Origin of the sequence: Runella sp. CRIBMP (genome assembly GCF_009905605.1) — a bacterium.
Lineage (GTDB): Bacteria > Bacteroidota > Bacteroidia > Cytophagales > Spirosomataceae > Runella.
In genome coordinates this window covers 77,421-92,860 of record NZ_JAAAKZ010000001.1, presented here as the reverse complement: position 1 = coordinate 92,860, position 15,440 = coordinate 77,421, and the positions used below count along the sequence as shown (strand labels likewise).

Here is a 15,440-nt window from a genome sequence, read left to right as displayed (position 1 = left end):
TTACAAAATTAGGATTTTATCCACAATGTGGGTGGATAAGTGTTAAATTCCACCAAAACCTGCAACCTTTCGTTCTCTTTTGCATTACAGGTTCAAATCGTTTTGCGTTTGAAAACTGCCGCCTCCGACTTTAAAGAATTTGACACAAACGACCCGCAGGTCTTTGGGAAAATTTATGACGTATTCTATCCAAAGATTTTTGGGTATGCCTTTCGGCGCGTCGGAGACTACGATATTGCAAGGGATGTAGCAGCCGAAACGTTTTTGAAAGCCTTTTTGAATGTAAAAAAATACCGGTTTGAGGGACATTCTATTTCGGCGTGGCTGTATAAAATCGCCACCAACGAAATTAATCTCTTTTTCAGAAGTCAAAAATACCGACCAGATTTGTTTGGCCAAATTTCGGAGGAGATGCTTTCTGACCGTGAATTGATGGCAGTTTTTGAAAAAGAAAGGATGGACACCGAACGCCAAATGGAAGAGTATGAAGCTTTTACGGAAGTTCAAAAACACCTAAAAACCCTGCCTGTCAAATACCAGGAAGTGATCGCGCTGAAATACTTTGAAGAAAAAACGCTTTTGGAAATCAGTGCCATTCTGGACAAACCCGAAGGAACTGTAAAGTCCCTATTATCCCGCGGTTTGGAACAATTACGCCAAAAATTTGAGTAACCAGTCAACCGTACAAGCATTGAAAATTGACTATGGAAAATCAGGACGATTTTGAAAAAAGATTACAAAACCTAAAAAAACCTGAAGTAATGACTCAGCATCAAGAGTATTTGAAACTCCCGCTTCTCAACGCCCATAAATCGGCCGCCATGGGTTGGTGGCTGGTGGCTTTACCTTCTTTCTTTTTGGCTTGCGTGGTCATGAAATATGTCTTTAAGGTAGATTTACATTTTATCGATACTGTATTTGCAACTCTTTCTGTCTTCGACCGCGCACACGGATGGTGGTTTTCACCGATGCTTTTCCTGTTTTTCCCCTTGATAGCCGCAGGTATGAATTTACTTTCGCTCTTAAAAATTATCTACGATAAGGAGCGAAATGAAATTTCAATTACCATAAAAGTACGTTTCTGGAATTTATTCCTGATTGTTCTCGGATTTGGCATCGCCTTAACCCTAGGCTTTTATGTAATTACTGAAAATATGATGGAAAAAAACATTCATCGTCTTGACACTCCTCACATAGAAAAAACTAATTAAACGTAAAAATTATGCATTGGTTTGTTCGAAAAGGGCTCTTTTTTAAACCATCTTCCTTGGTTGGCTGGGGGCTATTGACATGCACACTCGCTTATTGTGTATTGGCATTTATCGAAGTTGATAAACACTCACATTCAGTGAGCGATACACTTATCAATTGGCTTTTTAGGGTCATTTTGGTGGGGTTAGTCTATTCCATCATCGCCTATTTTACATCACCCAAAGAGTAGTTTATGTCTGTTTGTACGGTGCGGATTAAGGAGTTTATTGTATTTTTGTAAATACGGAACGGCTACTTACATTTTCAGGCTTTTATCACAAAAAAACTTGGAAACTTTAAACCCACCGGTATCAACAAACGACTTTTTCATGAATAATAAATACGATAAAAACCTCGGTACCAAACAAAAAGCCCTTCGCATCAATTTAGACCGACGTATTTATGGCTCTTTTGCCGAAATCGGCGCTGGACAGGACACGGCGGCCAATTTTTTTAAAGCAGGTGGCGCTTCAGGAACCATCGCTAAGACCATGTCGGCCTATGACATGAAATTCAGTGATGAAATTTACGGCCCTGAGCCAAGTGGCCGCTACGTGGTTGAATCGCGGTTGATGAAAATGATTCAACACGAGTACGACCTTGTGGAGCAACGACTCGCCGAAAAACGCGGTGCCGACAGTTTATTTTTTGCCTTTGCCAATACCGTTGTTGCCCTCAATTACCAAAAAAGCAATGAAGGCCACGGCTGGCTTGGTCTGCGATTTCAGCTTACTCCCCGCGCTCCCTACAACGATGTGGTTATCCACATTAAAATGCTTGATAACGACAGCATTCTGCAACAGCAGGCCTTGGGAATCATCGGCGTCAACCTGATTTATGGCTGTTTTTTTTACCATAAATCACCCGAAACCCTTTTGATTTCTTTGATGGATGACCTCAGCCCTGACCGTATCCAAATCGACATGATTCGCGTTCAGGGTCCTGATTTTCAAAAAGTTGACAATCGGCTCATGAGTCTTTACCTCGTCAAACACGGGTTTACCGAAGTAGCCATGTTTGGCCCTGATGGCCACGTTTTACAACCGTCGGAAGCACTTTACAAGAAAAATATCCTGCTCTTGCGCGGACGCCTGCGGCCCATCACCAATGTACACGTAGATATGCTGCGCAACGGCCTCAAGCAGTTTAAGGCAGAACCCGACGTCGACGAGAAAAAGGTGGTCATGGTGGCCGAACTTACGCTCCACAACCTGCGCGGAGGCGATCAGGACATCAACGAAAAAGACTTTCTGGACCGCGTGGATATTCTGATTTCGTTGGGACAAACCGTGTTGATTTCAAACTACTACGAATATCATCGTTTGGTAGCTTTTCTGGCAAAAACAACCCGCCTCAAAATCGGACTGGTGTTGGGGATTCCTAATTTGGAATACATTTTTGAAGAAAGTTACTACCAAAAACTGCCGGGCGGAATCTTGGAGTCGTTTTCGACTTTATTTAGCCGAAACGTTAAACTCTTTGTTTATCCAACTTTCAAAGATGGAAAACTTTCAACCTGTCAAAACTTTGCGTTGCCCACCAATCTACAACCCCTTTTTAACTTCCTACTTTGCAACGATAAAATCGAAGACATTCGTGATTTCGACGAAGATAATCTCCGAATCTCGACCGACAGTGTGTTAGACCTTATCAAACGCGGCGAACCAGGCTGGGAAGATAAAGTCCCCGTCGAAGTCGCGCAAATGATTAAAGATAAATGTTTGTTTGGATTCCCATGCGTGGTATTTGAACCCAAACAAGCAGCACACATCCATCAGGCAGTGGGAAATTTATAAGAGATTGTCTTAACTTTGCGGGTCAATCGGAAGAGGTATGTATCATAAATTCATTATTAGTTGTTTCGTGGTGACTTGGACGAGTCTGGGGCTGTGGTCAGGGAGTGAAAATATCGGCCAATTGAAGTCCACTCAAAACGCTTTGCGTGCCGATACGATTCGCAAAGACACGCTTAAGCCTACGCTCATTGGCTTGCAGCGTGATACTACTTTCAAGCCAGATACGGTGATTAAAACCGAGGTTCGTATCGGCGACCTCTCCTACCTATCGGTTTGTCCGGGCAGCCCCGTTCTGATTCCTTTTACAACCGCAGGGACTTTTAAAGAAGACAATAAATTCATTGTTCAGATAACCAATGCTTCGGGTAAGTTTGTCAACCTTTCTGAGCCAGCCAAAGAAGGGCCTGTTGCAGTCACTTTGCCCACTAACCGCTCAGGAAGTGTATTGGTTAGAGTTGTATCTACCAATCCTGAAATTATTAGTAAGCCCACACGGTTAACGATTTTGCCCTTGCCTCACGCCCGTATGGAGCTAATAGATGGCAGTACAAATACCAAAATTGGCCCAGGACAAGCTGCCTCCTACCGCGTGATGCTCACGGGCGCTGCTCCTTGGTCGTTTACCGTTTCTGATGGCACTACGGTCACTAATACGTTAGTGAATCCGTTTACGGCGCAAGTGGCTCCCGAGCAAACGAGTTCTTTTAAAGTAACAAGCGTCAATAATACCTGCGGAAGCGGCACCACCTCAGGCGAAGTTGTAGTTCAGGTAAGTCAGGATACGCTCCCCGTTATTGCCCTCAAGGCCATTCCTCGCGTCGGTTTTAGGCTTTGTACCGCCACACCTTTTCAAATTAATTTCAGTGCAACAGGAAAATACGAGGCTGGCAACGGTTTTATCGTTCAATTGAGCGATACGACTGGGCAGAATTTTAAGAATATTTCGGAGTTGATTCCGCAAAGTCCCATCATGGCCAAAACACCCGCAGGCTTAGAGCCAGGGATTTATAAACTGCGCGTTGTTTCGACCTTTCCGACCATCATGAGCGACACCGTCGACGTGGCTATTTCGGCCCCTGCCAAAACCGTTTTACGTCGTGACACGCTTCAAATCGCCGAAGGAGAATCCACCAACTTAACCCTAGATTTCAGCGGTGGTGGACCTTGGTTTGTTTTGCTTTCGGATGGAACCTACCAAAATGACATTCGGACCACCCCCTATACCGTAAAAGTATCACCCCTCAACCCCACAGCATACACAATCACCTCAGCTGGTGGGTTTTGCGGCGTGGGCGATTTGTCGGGGACGGCGTTTGTTAACGTAAAAATACCCCCGCCAACGATTGCCACTGGGAATTTATCAGATAAAACGATTTGTTCGGGCACCGAAATTACGGTTCCTTTCAGTACCACGGGTCGTTTCAACAACGCCAATAAATTCTTGGTACAAATCAAAGATACCAGCGGGCGTTGGGTGTATTTACCTACCATCGGTGGCACAAGCTCACTACGAGCCAAGATTCTACCGCCCTACTTGAAAGACACACTTTCAACACAACAGGTACGGGTTATTTCTACCGACCCACTCATTGAAGGAACCCCAACTACGCTTCAAGTGATGATGCCTAATGCCGCCCAAGCCCTCGTGACGGGCGGAGCTGTGATTCGTCCTGGAGGTGCTGCACGCCTGCGCGTATCGTTCAAAAATGGGCTACCACCTTGGTCCTTTGTGCTTTCTGACGGCACCACCATCAACGGAACCTTTATCAATCCGTATCAACTCACGGTAAATCCCCGCACAACAACCGAGTATAAAGTTGTGATGGTAAACAATACATGCGGCACTGGAACCACTGATACAGTACCAGCGGTTATTCGGGTAGAAACAAACTAAGAAGAAAATTATTTCTGGGTTTTTTTGCGATAATCCCCGCGCGAAAACGTCTTTTCAATGAAGCAGTACATCAAAATAAAGAAATAGCGGCTGCCCATTTCTTTGATTTTCAGCTTTGACTCCCCGTATTTTCGGTTTGTCCAGCTATTGGGAACGATGGCAAATGAGTAGCCTCGTACAATCGTTTTGAGCGGTAGTTCAACCGTTAGGTTAAAGTGAGCCGAAAGAAAGGGTTTCAGTCCTTCCATCGTTTCTCTTTTATAAAGTTTAAAAGCATTGGTTGTATCGTTGTACTTCACCCCCATTATCACCCGAATGATAAAATTTGCCATCCGATTGATAACTTTTTTTACCATTGGATAATCGTACACTTTACCTCCTTTGCCCCAGCGGGTTCCAAACACGGCGTCATAATTCCCCTCCACCATTTTTTTATAAAACTTCACCAAATCTTCGGGGTCGTCCGATAAGTCGGCCATGAAGACCGCCACACAATCGCCCGAAAAACGTTCTAGGCCATAGCGCACCGCATAACCAAACCCATTTGGGCCAGGGTTCGTTTCGTAAACCAACGTAGGAATTTCTTTTGACAAATTTGCCAAAACCTCCAACGTATTGTCTTTAGAGTTATCATTTGTCACCCAAATCTCATGGGGTACAGCATGTTTAGACAAAGCTGCGTAGAGAGTCTGCAACGTTTGCGGTAAAGATTCCTGTTCGTTATAGGCGGGAATGACAACGCTAAGCTTCATTTAGTGGCGGAATGACCGGGCTGCCGGTACGATTAGGTAGTTGTTAAATTAATGACGGTGAAGGCAAAATTGGTTTGTTTTGCTTTAATTTCCAATTTCTTCTATTAACTGGTCGTATTTTCGGAGCGTTTGCTGCACGGTATCATTGTATTTATATGACAGCCATTCATTGACATCGGCAAACATTTGGCGGCGATTACGCAGAAAATAAGCGTTAGTTACAGCATGGACGTTACTTAAACCACCTTGGTGTTTTCGATAGTTACCCATCACTTCTGGAATATACCCGATACCGCCCCGCGCCGCCAATTGAATCACTAACGCCCAATCGCCAGCGGCGGCCCGGTGGTGCCAATCAGCAAACTCTTCTTCCTGAAAAAAATTGCGATACATCAAACTGGCAGTACCTACAAACCAACGGTCTTCCAATAAATCTTCAATCCCCGAAATCAACTTTTGTGTTTTAGGGTTAAATGAATGGCTTTCGGAGCCATCCTCATAAATTACCTCCAAATCGTGGTGGCAAATGGCAAAGTCAGGATGAGCTTCCAAAAAATCAACCTGTTTTTGAAGCTTAAACGGGTCTGTCCAGTAGTCATCTCCTTCGCAAAGCGCCACATATTGACCCCGACAGGCTTTTAGTAAAAAAAGAACGTTGTTGCGTCCTCCAAATTCTTTAGGGTCTTTAGGACCTAAATTTTGGGGATGAAGATAGGCCCGAATTTTATCGGGAAAACGCTGGGCGTATTCTTCAATAATAGCGGGGGCTGAATCCGTAGATGCATCGTCGCCGACGACAATCTCAAACGCAAAGTCGGTTTGCTGCATGAGCGCACCGTCAAGCATCTGAGCAATGTATTTTTCGTGGTTGTAGGTGGGAACACAGACGCTTACTTTCATCGAGATGATTCTTTCAAACGGTGGGGCAACAGCGCAAAAAAGCTATACACCTGCAACAGCCACTTGGGCAAAATATAGTCGCGAATGGTCTCTTTTGTGGTTTCTTTATTGGGTTTTCCTAAGTACAGGTATTTTAACGCCAATCCAGCCCGTTGGAAATACCGTTTTTGGTATTGGCGAGCATCCAACAACATACGATAATAGCGGGCAATGTTTCGTTTGAGCAACGCATCGTATTGATGTCCAAGTTCTTTGTTGATTCCTTCATACATCCGAATACGATTGTATAAAAATCGAGCATCCTGATAATGGTCCCTAAAACTAGCACCGCCTCGGTTCTTACGATATACCGACATAACGCCAGGCACATAGCCGATTGGCCCCTGTTTTGCCAAAATCACGTAGCGTGGAATGTCCCCACTGGTTGATTGCAAAAACCATTCAGGATAGTGCATAAGTCCGTTTTTAAACATCACGGCGGAGGTAGCCATAAACCAAATTTCATCCTCCCCCACGAGGTCTTCCACGGTAATAACGGTTTTTTGATCAGGCGGATTCAATACATGAGACGCGCTTCCATCTTCGTAAGTAATCAATGCATTGTGAAAACAGGCCGAAAAATCGGGATGAGCTTCCATAAAATCCACCTGCTTTTGAAGCTTCAAAGGCTCGGTCCAGTAATCGTCGCCATCCATGGGAGCAATGTAGCGCCCTTTGGCCAATTTGAGGGTTTCTATGGTATTGAAAAGGCCATTTTGACCCAAATTTTTGGAGTGCAAAACAGCCTTTACTTTGTTCGGATATTTGTCCTGATATGCTTGAATCACTTCTTGCGCACCATCTGTTGAGCAATCGTCGCCCACTAAAATTTCAAAATCGAAATCAGTCTGCTGAGCAAGGGCGCTGTCGATGGCCTTACCGATGAAATTCTTTTGGTTGTACGTAAGAATCGTGACACTTACTTTCATTGTACTGCCGGGGCTGGTGAAGACGCAAAAACCGTTTCTAATTGTGCCACTGACGGAAAGTTGGGCGTGACCAATTCGGCTTCTGGTTTGTAAATATAAGCCATTGGGTATCCTCTTTCAATAAAAGTAGGCTCAGCTAAATTATTGAATCGTAGTTGTACCGACCAACGAATGTTGCGGGTAATATTATTTCCTGACTGATGTACCAGAAAAGCCGAGAAAATCAATAAATCTCCTACCTGAAACTCGGTCTGTACAAAATCTTCGTCTTTCAAATCGGCCGTAATTCCTCCCTGATAGCCCGAGGTGCTTGATTCCAACAACCCCGTTTTATGACTGCGAGGAATCACCTGTAAAGCACCTAAATCGGCGCCAGCATCCACCATCGGAAACCAAATAACAGTGCTATCTAGCGAGCCTTGGCCCGTTCTCCAGTCTTGGTGGGCGTCGAGTTTCCAGTGTTTGCTACCATCTTTTGACAAAAAACGACTGTTGAATTGCATAGCTGGACGTGCCCCGATGACGGGTTGCTCAATCCCCACTTCTTTCAGTAAATCGGTAATTTTTTCGCTGACCGCAAAACGGTGAAGCGACAAGCTGTGTTGAACCGTCACTCCTGTATTGCGAAAAGCGGGAAAGTCTTTTTCAAAAAACTCAAACATTGCACTTTCAAACTCATCACGATTGTCAATATCAACCACACGGCCCGTTACACGCTTGATTTGAACGGCAAATATTTCACGAGCCTCACGGTAAATATTTTCTACCACGCTCTTGTCTAAGAAATTACGAAGGAGTAAAAAACCCTCTTGGCGAAACTGTTCTGCTAATGTTGCCATTTTACTTATTTGTTTGGTTTAACACCCAATTCTAACACACAACTCCTTTTGAAAGAATGACATTGGTCAAAAATCAAAAGGTAAAATTACAACAATCGTTCCAATCGTTTAGTCTTCCCATACCGCATACCCAAAACCCGCTGCACCAAAGCCATTACCATTGTAAAGCAAGTACTTCTTGCCATTATGGGTATAGTAATTTGCATAATCAATCATCTGATAATCAAAATCTTCTGGATTTTCAGATTTATGAATACCAACCAAATTATCCTTCCGTTCCCAATGCTCTCCATCAACCGATTCGGCGTATCCGAGGCGATAACTTTGATTACGATCAATACGATAATCGCGGGTGTGACGGTACGAGTAGTACATTTTATAGATTCCGTCTTCTTTAAAAACGCTCGGACGCCCTACCGCGTGTAAAAAATCGTCAAAATCTAGGGTTGGCACATCACTGATTTTCCAGTGAATACCATCGGTCGACGTTGCTGACTGCCCCCGGTAATAAGGCTCTGGATATCCGTGTATGTACTCACATTTGTGTCCCGAAATGTACCACATCCGCCACGTGCCATCGTCTTCACGAATGACTGACGGTTGAGCTGCCCACAGCGGATTCTCAATGCTGCGGTCCATGATAGGTCCTCTAAACATTTTGGTAAAAGAAAGCCCTCCGTCATGACTTACAGCCAACCCCATCGAAAGCCGATAGGAGTTCCAAGTACGGTTCCAGCCAGTGTAATATAGCCAAATATCGCCATTAGGCATATCGACAAACCACGCGGGCATCGCTCCCGTTTCATCGTATTCTCCTGGACCCCCAAGCTCTAGTACCGGGCGGTCGTGGATGTATAATATCTTGGTAGGGTCGTCGTAATCAACATCAATAAAGGTTGGACGTGAATACCCATTATCATCGCGTGAGGAAAAATAAACCCGTAAAAAATCGGGATGCTTATATGCAAACGGTACCTGTGCGTGCGAGCGACTGTGCGCCAACGAGCCATCAGGTTTATAAATTACTCCTTTTTTTTGCCACATAGTTTATCGGTATTTGTCGTGCTGAAAGCGCCTAAAATCTAACTAACAACCGTAGGCACTAGACCCTTTCAGGGTGACAAAACATTTATTTTGAACTTCCTTCTGCACGAATACGCCAGTTGTCAATAAAATCTTTGCCAGGAATCGGCAACTCAACGTCAATTTCAGGCGCTTTGGCAGCTACGGTGTATTCCATCACGTAGAAGCAATTTCCAAAAATGTAATGAAGCTTGAAATTCTCAACGGTCGCTGGCAAATCTTCGTAGGGTATTTCTGCCCGGAAGAGTGGGTTGGCTTTCCAAAGAATCTCGTACGTGGGTTCTTTGCGCAGCCACGGAGCCATGCTTTCATCTCCGATAACCACCTTCCCTCCTACTTTCACCACGCGCGTAAGTTCAGCAAACGCTTTTTTGCGCTCGGAGAAAGTGTTAATACCGCCAAAGTGAAATACCGAGTCAAAGGTTCCGTCGGCAAAAGGCAAATAAGAGCCATTTCCTAGAAAAAAATGAACATCTACGTCTTTTGGTTGCAGTTTTTGCGTAGCCAGACGCAACATATTGGGCGACAAATCTGACAACACCGCCGTTCCACCGGGGCTAATTTGGTCGATAATCAAAGCTGAATCTTTGCCCGTTCCCGCTCCTACTTCCAGCACCGTTTGCCCAGGTTTAAGCCCCATCAAACCAATCATAAACTCACGCGTAGCGGCTTCGTCGGAGTGATTGAGGGTTTCAAACACCCACGATACACCACGGTCATAGCGCTGATAGGCTTGGTCGTACAGATATTGCTCGCGGGCATCGTCTTCAAACAATTCGCGAGGATGAACCATGTCTACAATTCCCGAATCCAATACTGGATAAATAGTGCCATCGGGAGCGGTAAGAGATAAGCCATTGTCGGCTACTTTCAGCGGTTCTCCTGTTTTTGGGGAAACCAGCAATTCGAGGAATTGATTATGTGTCATTATGTATTACTATTCAAAATTCAAAATTAGCGTAACTTTCATAAAGTTAGCGCATAAGTCAGCGGTTAACATTTTCAAATTTATTGTTCGGTATTCCGTATGTAGACGCGTGTACTTTCTACCTCCCCTACGAAACGATAGTTCTTTCTTATAAAATCGTTTAATTCAGCAAACGCCTCATGCGCCTGCGTGGGGCGATCATTGAGCCATAAACTATTTCCAACTGCATCCACAAACACTTTGGGATGGTTTTTTTTCAGGTCATTCAAATAACGTTGGTAATATTTTTGGCGCAATGGGTGCGGATAAATAGACCGTTCGGAGTGATTCTCGGCCGTTCCCTGTGGCATTTGGGTTTCGACGTGGTACCGACACATCCAACCCCAAACCACCAAACGGTCTGTGGGTTGAGCATATTTAAGAATTAGCTTAGAAACAGCACTCACTGGCACTCGATGGTCATTTCCTGAAACATACACATTGAGTGGACTATGCTGAATCGCTTTCAAACCAAAACTCACAAGAAATGGAATCAATACCGCCAAAGCGGCTACTGGCACAAGTGAACCATTTTTTTGGCTCTTATAAATGAATAAGGCTCCTAAAAGCGCCAATGGGTAAATACAGAGATTAAGATAATGGACAAAGTCATTGCCCGTTTTTGTAGCCGCATACAGCGCCGCCATCAACCACAATACAACAAAGGCTCCTAGTTGATTGGAGGCAGAAAGCCGTTTGTCTTTTTGAAAAAAACTAAGCACAATAATCAGTCCTAGACTTCCTAGATATAATAAGAAGTCGGTACTTTTCGCAAAAAAGGAGGGCAATCGAAAAATGGACTCAACCAATGAGCTACCTCCCGCGTAGATGAGGTTTCCGAGCACGTAATAGTCCCACAAATCATCCAACACCCCCAATAGTCCGGCTAATGCAATAATAAAAACGGGCACCGCCAAACCACCCGCGATCAAGACTAACACCGACTTCAAAAAGTGTTTATGTTGATAAAGGCTTATCACCGCCCAAAGGCCTATTACCGCCACCTGCGGCACTACCTGTATCTTAGCAAAAGGGTTCAATCCCAGTACTACTCCCAGCAAAAAAATACCTGCAAAACCGTTTGAGCGAACCGCATGTATTTTTGATATGCTCCACAACGCAACATTCAGCAAAAAAAGCGGCAATTGTTCACTCGAATAGTGTACAAAATCGGGGTCTTGGGTAAACGCAAGAAAAAACAAGGGGGGAAGAAGACTCAACTGGGCCGTGGGTGCATCAAAAAAGTTTTTGACACATTGGTAGAAAAACCACAAACTCCCAATAACCCAGACCAAACCCAACAATCGAATAGCCGTATAATCAAAACCCAGCCCCAAAAAGGCAGGAATCAAAAGCATATAGTTATTGATAGGGCCAATGGTCGTTCCATCCACTGATTCCCAATAAGTTGGATACTGGCTTAGGGTAATGGCATGGGCAATAATTTGACTCTCATCTGGATTGATTTCCTGATTAAAAAGCAGAATCGGCAGACGCATCAATACCACCAAAAAAGCACTAAGAATCAGTAGTAATGTAGAAAAAAAGGAGATATTCTTTCGAAGAAAAAAAAGCAATACGACTCCAGCGGCCAATGCATAGCCCAGTGCAAAATAAACTACAGGGAAATCATCGAAGCTTATCACTTACTGTTTTTTACCAAGTTATGACTCGTATTAATTCGTTTACAATTCTTCCACTTTTTCAATAAAATCACGGTACTGAAGTACGGGGATAAATTGCTGTTGGGTACGGTATTGCAGTACCATAAAAACTAAAAACAATGAAATCAGAAAAGATTGCAACACCACAATCAGCAATGCCGAACTCAGCGTAGACGCCCAGCCGGGAGTAGCATGATCCATCCATTTCAAAAATAATACCACAAAAATAATGAACAGCGCCACCAGGGACATTCCAATGGAAAATATCAATATCCGGACCGCCGCTACATCAATTAAAACCGATACCGTACTTAATCCGTGCAATACCAGCGACACAAAATTCATTTTGCTTTCGCCAGCCAAGCGTTTTCCTCGCTCGGTGGGTATTGCTTCGTACGGAATCCGGGAACGAATGATACCCCCCGGAAAATTATTCCAGATTTCGGATACGCGCACTAAGTTTTGTAGGCGACGCTGGGGGATAAGTGAAAAATTACCAAACGTAATCACTTTTCCAGTCAATTGCCTGAAAATGAACTTATAAATACCATAAAAGAACCTAAAAAGAAAACTTTCCTGCCGCTTAGTCCGCTGCGCAAAAATGACTTTGTCGGGCCATTTTTCAGAAGCCTTTACTAAGGCATTAATATCCTTGGGCGCGTCTTCGCCATCGGCATCCATGACAATGACCTTCTCGCAGGGTAGCTCTTTGGCAATGTAAGACAACCCGATAGTAATGGCCCGCTGATGGCCTAGGTTACGATACAGCCGCACGATTTGGACTTTTTGTCCAGCAAAAGGCGCTATTTTTCCCATTTCCTGACTCGAACAGTCATCCACTATAACCAAAGACGTAGCGGCCAGTGTGTCGGTCGCTACGTCTTGATTAATGCGCTCGATGAGCAGGTTTAGCGCCTCCCAATCGTTGTATTGTGGTATGAGTATGACGTATTTTGGGGTCATTTCTTTCGTTATCAGTTATCTATCGAGCATAAGCTGTAGTTACCCGATAACAATTACGCAGGCATTGCCAAACGAGCAGCAATACCATCGTGAATTTGAACCAATGTCTGCTCAAGGTTATAACTCCAATCCCAACCTGGATAATGACTCTTAAATTTGGTTAAGTCACTCACGTACCAGATATGATCGCCGATGCGGTTGGTTTCTGAATAATGATAGGTCAATTTTTTGCCCGCAATTTGCTCACAAATGGCTATGGCCTCCAACATAGAACAGTTGGCATGACGCCCGCCACCTGCATTATAAGCTTCGCCAGGGCGTGGGTTCTGATAAAAATGCCAGAACATATTTACCAAGTCGTAGCTGTGAATGTTGTCGCGCACTTGCTTTCCTTTGTATCCAAAAATAGTGTAAGGATTGCCCGTAATAGTACACTTCATAAGGTAAGCCAAAAATCCGTGCAATTGCGCTCCTGAGTGGTTCGGGCCCGTCAAACAGCCACCACGGAATACTCCTACTTTCATGCCAAAATAACGGCCATATTCCTGACACATAATATCCGCCGCTACTTTGGAGGCGCCAAAGATAGAGTGCTTGGTATGGTCAAGGCTGTGGTGTTCATCAATCCCGTTTTTGTAATAAACGTGGTCTTCCGAAATTTCCCAGCGGGTTTCCAATTCTACCAATGGTAGATAGTTAGGATTATCTCCGTATACTTTATTGGTAGATGTAAAGATGAACACGGCATCAGGACTATGCAAACGTGTCATTTCGAGCATATTGAGGGTACCTACGGCATTTACCCCAAAGTCAGTAAACGGCTCGCGAGCCGCCCAGTCGTGGCTAGGTTGCGCCGCTGCGTGTACGATAAGCTTAATATCGGTGCCGTATTCTTTAAAAATAGGCTCCAATTGGCTCACTTCCCGAATATCAGCGCTGTAATGTTTATAATTGGCAAAACCCTCTTGCAAACGATTTCGATTCCATTCGGTGTTTCCGTCTTGCCCAAAGAAATATTGACGTAAATTGTTATCTACCCCAATCACGAGGTCAAATTTATCAGCAAAAAAAGCGACAGATTCGCTCCCAATCAATCCGGCCGAACCGGTGACAAGTGCAATGTTCATAGAAGAATCGTCTTTTTGAAGTGTGATTAATATTGGAAAATTTCTATTTTTCTTGAATTAAGGGCGTAAAATAAGTCAAAAAAGTTCAATCAGCCTAATCCGTAAAATAAGTCATACATCTAGAGACCATGTTTATGAATAGGATAAATAGTGTCTTTGAATCAATCCGCTTTGTCTAATTTAAACGTAAACGTGGTTCCTTTATCTATCTTACTCGTAACCGTAATTTTTGAACCGTGAGCGTTAATTATATGCTTTACGATGGCTAATCCCAGGCCAGTTCCTCCTTTTTCTTTTGAGCGACTTTTGTCTACCCGATAAAATCGCTCAAAAATCCGCGACAAATGTTCGGGCGGAATCCCCGGGCCATTGTCACGCACGGTTACGAGAAAATGTTTTTTATCTTCCTCAAAATGTACAATTACCTTGCCATTGTCATTTCCGTATTTAATGGCATTTTCGATGAGGTTTGTCATTACCTGGCTTATCCGCTGCGGGTCTGCTTTTACCCACACATGCAGCATTCGGTCGGGTTTTATTTTAAGAACTGTATTCCGCTGATTGGCCTTGTTTTCGAGCTGCTCGCACACTTCTAGGGTAATTAACCGCAAATCGACGCGGTCTTTGCGCATTCTGATTTCGCCCGTTTCCATTTGTGAAAGCGCCACCAAATCTTTGACCAAGGCATCCAGTCCGTCTAAACTTTTAGCAGCTTTTTGCAGAAATTTATCCCGCACTTTCTCATCATCCATTGCCCCGTCCAATAAGGTATGAATGAACCCCTGGGCGGCAAAAATGGGGGTTTTCAGCTCGTGCGAAACATCGGCCAGAAACTCCCGCCTAAAAACCTCCATTTTCTTCAATTCATCTATTTCCTGCTGTTTGCGGGCCACATAGACAAAAATCTCCTGATTCAGTTTTTTGAGGGGATTGGGGTCACTGACAATGTTTTTACGGGGAAAACTAAAGTCCTTCAATTTAAGGCGCTGAATGGTTTCGTGCATTTTGGTGACTTCGCGGTACACCAAAATCTCAATAGCGTATAAAATCAGAAAAAATGCCCCAAAAAAACCAGCAACTCCCGACACAAAAAGCATGCTCAGGGTGGTGCCGCTGACAAACGAAAGGAAGGCCACTGTGATGCCTGAAATAGCCAAAGCCAACAATAAAGCGGTGATACGCGGGTTGATACGCATAATGAATGATTTTCAGCGCAAAGGTAGATAAATATTTTTG

Annotated in this window: 15 protein-coding genes; 5 read left to right on the top strand and 10 right to left on the bottom strand. The window is 44.1% G+C overall.

The features are described 5' to 3' along the window. Nucleotides 1-108: 108 nt before the first annotated feature. From GVN20_RS00380 to GVN20_RS00360, 5 genes are all read left to right on the top strand, one after another. On the top strand, nucleotides 109-672 hold the full coding sequence (locus GVN20_RS00380) for an RNA polymerase sigma factor (RefSeq protein WP_166556444.1): 564 nt from the start codon (nucleotides 109-111) through the stop codon (nucleotides 670-672). Between the two features lie 32 nt (nucleotides 673-704). Next, nucleotides 705-1,211, top strand: coding sequence for a hypothetical protein (locus tag GVN20_RS00375; RefSeq protein WP_166556443.1), 507 nt, complete (start codon nucleotides 705-707; stop codon nucleotides 1,209-1,211). An 11-nt stretch (nucleotides 1,212-1,222) separates the two neighbouring features. Continuing rightward, complete coding sequence (locus tag GVN20_RS00370; protein WP_147277111.1) at nucleotides 1,223-1,441, top strand: hypothetical protein; 219 nt, start codon at nucleotides 1,223-1,225, stop codon at nucleotides 1,439-1,441. A 139-nt stretch (nucleotides 1,442-1,580) separates the two neighbouring features. After that, complete coding sequence (locus tag GVN20_RS00365) at nucleotides 1,581-3,047, top strand: TonB-dependent receptor (RefSeq protein ID WP_166556442.1); 1,467 nt, start codon at nucleotides 1,581-1,583, stop codon at nucleotides 3,045-3,047. Nucleotides 3,048-3,084: 37 nt separating this feature from the next. Further along, entirely contained in the window at nucleotides 3,085-4,941 is a 1,857-nt protein-coding gene (locus GVN20_RS00360) for a hypothetical protein (protein WP_166556441.1), read from the top strand. A gap of 8 nt (nucleotides 4,942-4,949) precedes the next feature. Here GVN20_RS00360 and GVN20_RS00355 read toward each other — a convergent pair whose 3' ends face one another. The 10 genes from GVN20_RS00355 to GVN20_RS00310 form a co-directional block, all read right to left on the bottom strand. Further along, nucleotides 4,950-5,693, bottom strand: a complete 744-nt coding sequence (locus GVN20_RS00355) for a glycosyltransferase family 2 protein (RefSeq protein ID WP_166556440.1) — start codon at nucleotides 5,691-5,693, stop codon at nucleotides 4,950-4,952. 84 nt (nucleotides 5,694-5,777) lie between these two features. After that, nucleotides 5,778-6,593: a glycosyltransferase gene (locus GVN20_RS00350; RefSeq protein ID WP_166556439.1), complete on the bottom strand. Its 816-nt coding sequence runs from the start codon at nucleotides 6,591-6,593 to the stop codon at nucleotides 5,778-5,780. Next, complete coding sequence (locus GVN20_RS00345) at nucleotides 6,590-7,561, bottom strand: glycosyltransferase family 2 protein (RefSeq protein ID WP_166556438.1); 972 nt, start codon at nucleotides 7,559-7,561, stop codon at nucleotides 6,590-6,592. Before GVN20_RS00345 ends, GVN20_RS00350 begins: the two co-directional genes overlap by 4 nt. Then, on the bottom strand, nucleotides 7,558-8,400 hold the full coding sequence (locus tag GVN20_RS00340) for a phytanoyl-CoA dioxygenase family protein (RefSeq protein WP_166556437.1): 843 nt from the start codon (nucleotides 8,398-8,400) through the stop codon (nucleotides 7,558-7,560). Before GVN20_RS00340 ends, GVN20_RS00345 begins: the two co-directional genes overlap by 4 nt. 108 nt (nucleotides 8,401-8,508) lie before the next feature. Beyond that, on the bottom strand, nucleotides 8,509-9,444 hold the full coding sequence (locus GVN20_RS00335; RefSeq protein ID WP_166556436.1) for a hypothetical protein: 936 nt from the start codon (nucleotides 9,442-9,444) through the stop codon (nucleotides 8,509-8,511). Between the two features lie 85 nt (nucleotides 9,445-9,529). Continuing rightward, nucleotides 9,530-10,411, bottom strand: coding sequence for a class I SAM-dependent methyltransferase (locus tag GVN20_RS00330; RefSeq protein ID WP_166556435.1), 882 nt, complete (start codon nucleotides 10,409-10,411; stop codon nucleotides 9,530-9,532). 80 nt (nucleotides 10,412-10,491) lie between these two features. Further along, complete coding sequence (locus GVN20_RS00325) at nucleotides 10,492-12,096, bottom strand: glycosyltransferase family 39 protein (protein ID WP_166556434.1); 1,605 nt, start codon at nucleotides 12,094-12,096, stop codon at nucleotides 10,492-10,494. A gap of 39 nt (nucleotides 12,097-12,135) precedes the next feature. Continuing rightward, nucleotides 12,136-13,077, bottom strand: coding sequence for a glycosyltransferase (locus GVN20_RS00320; RefSeq protein ID WP_166556433.1), 942 nt, complete (start codon nucleotides 13,075-13,077; stop codon nucleotides 12,136-12,138). Nucleotides 13,078-13,130: 53 nt separating this feature from the next. Continuing rightward, nucleotides 13,131-14,204, bottom strand: coding sequence for an NAD-dependent epimerase/dehydratase family protein (locus tag GVN20_RS00315; protein WP_166556432.1), 1,074 nt, complete (start codon nucleotides 14,202-14,204; stop codon nucleotides 13,131-13,133). Nucleotides 14,205-14,365: 161 nt separating this feature from the next. Next, nucleotides 14,366-15,400 carry a cell wall metabolism sensor histidine kinase WalK gene (locus GVN20_RS00310; protein ID WP_166556431.1) on the bottom strand — a complete coding sequence of 345 codons (1,035 nt, stop codon included), beginning with the start codon at nucleotides 15,398-15,400 and terminating at the stop codon, nucleotides 14,366-14,368. Between the last annotated feature and the right edge of the window lie 40 nt (nucleotides 15,401-15,440).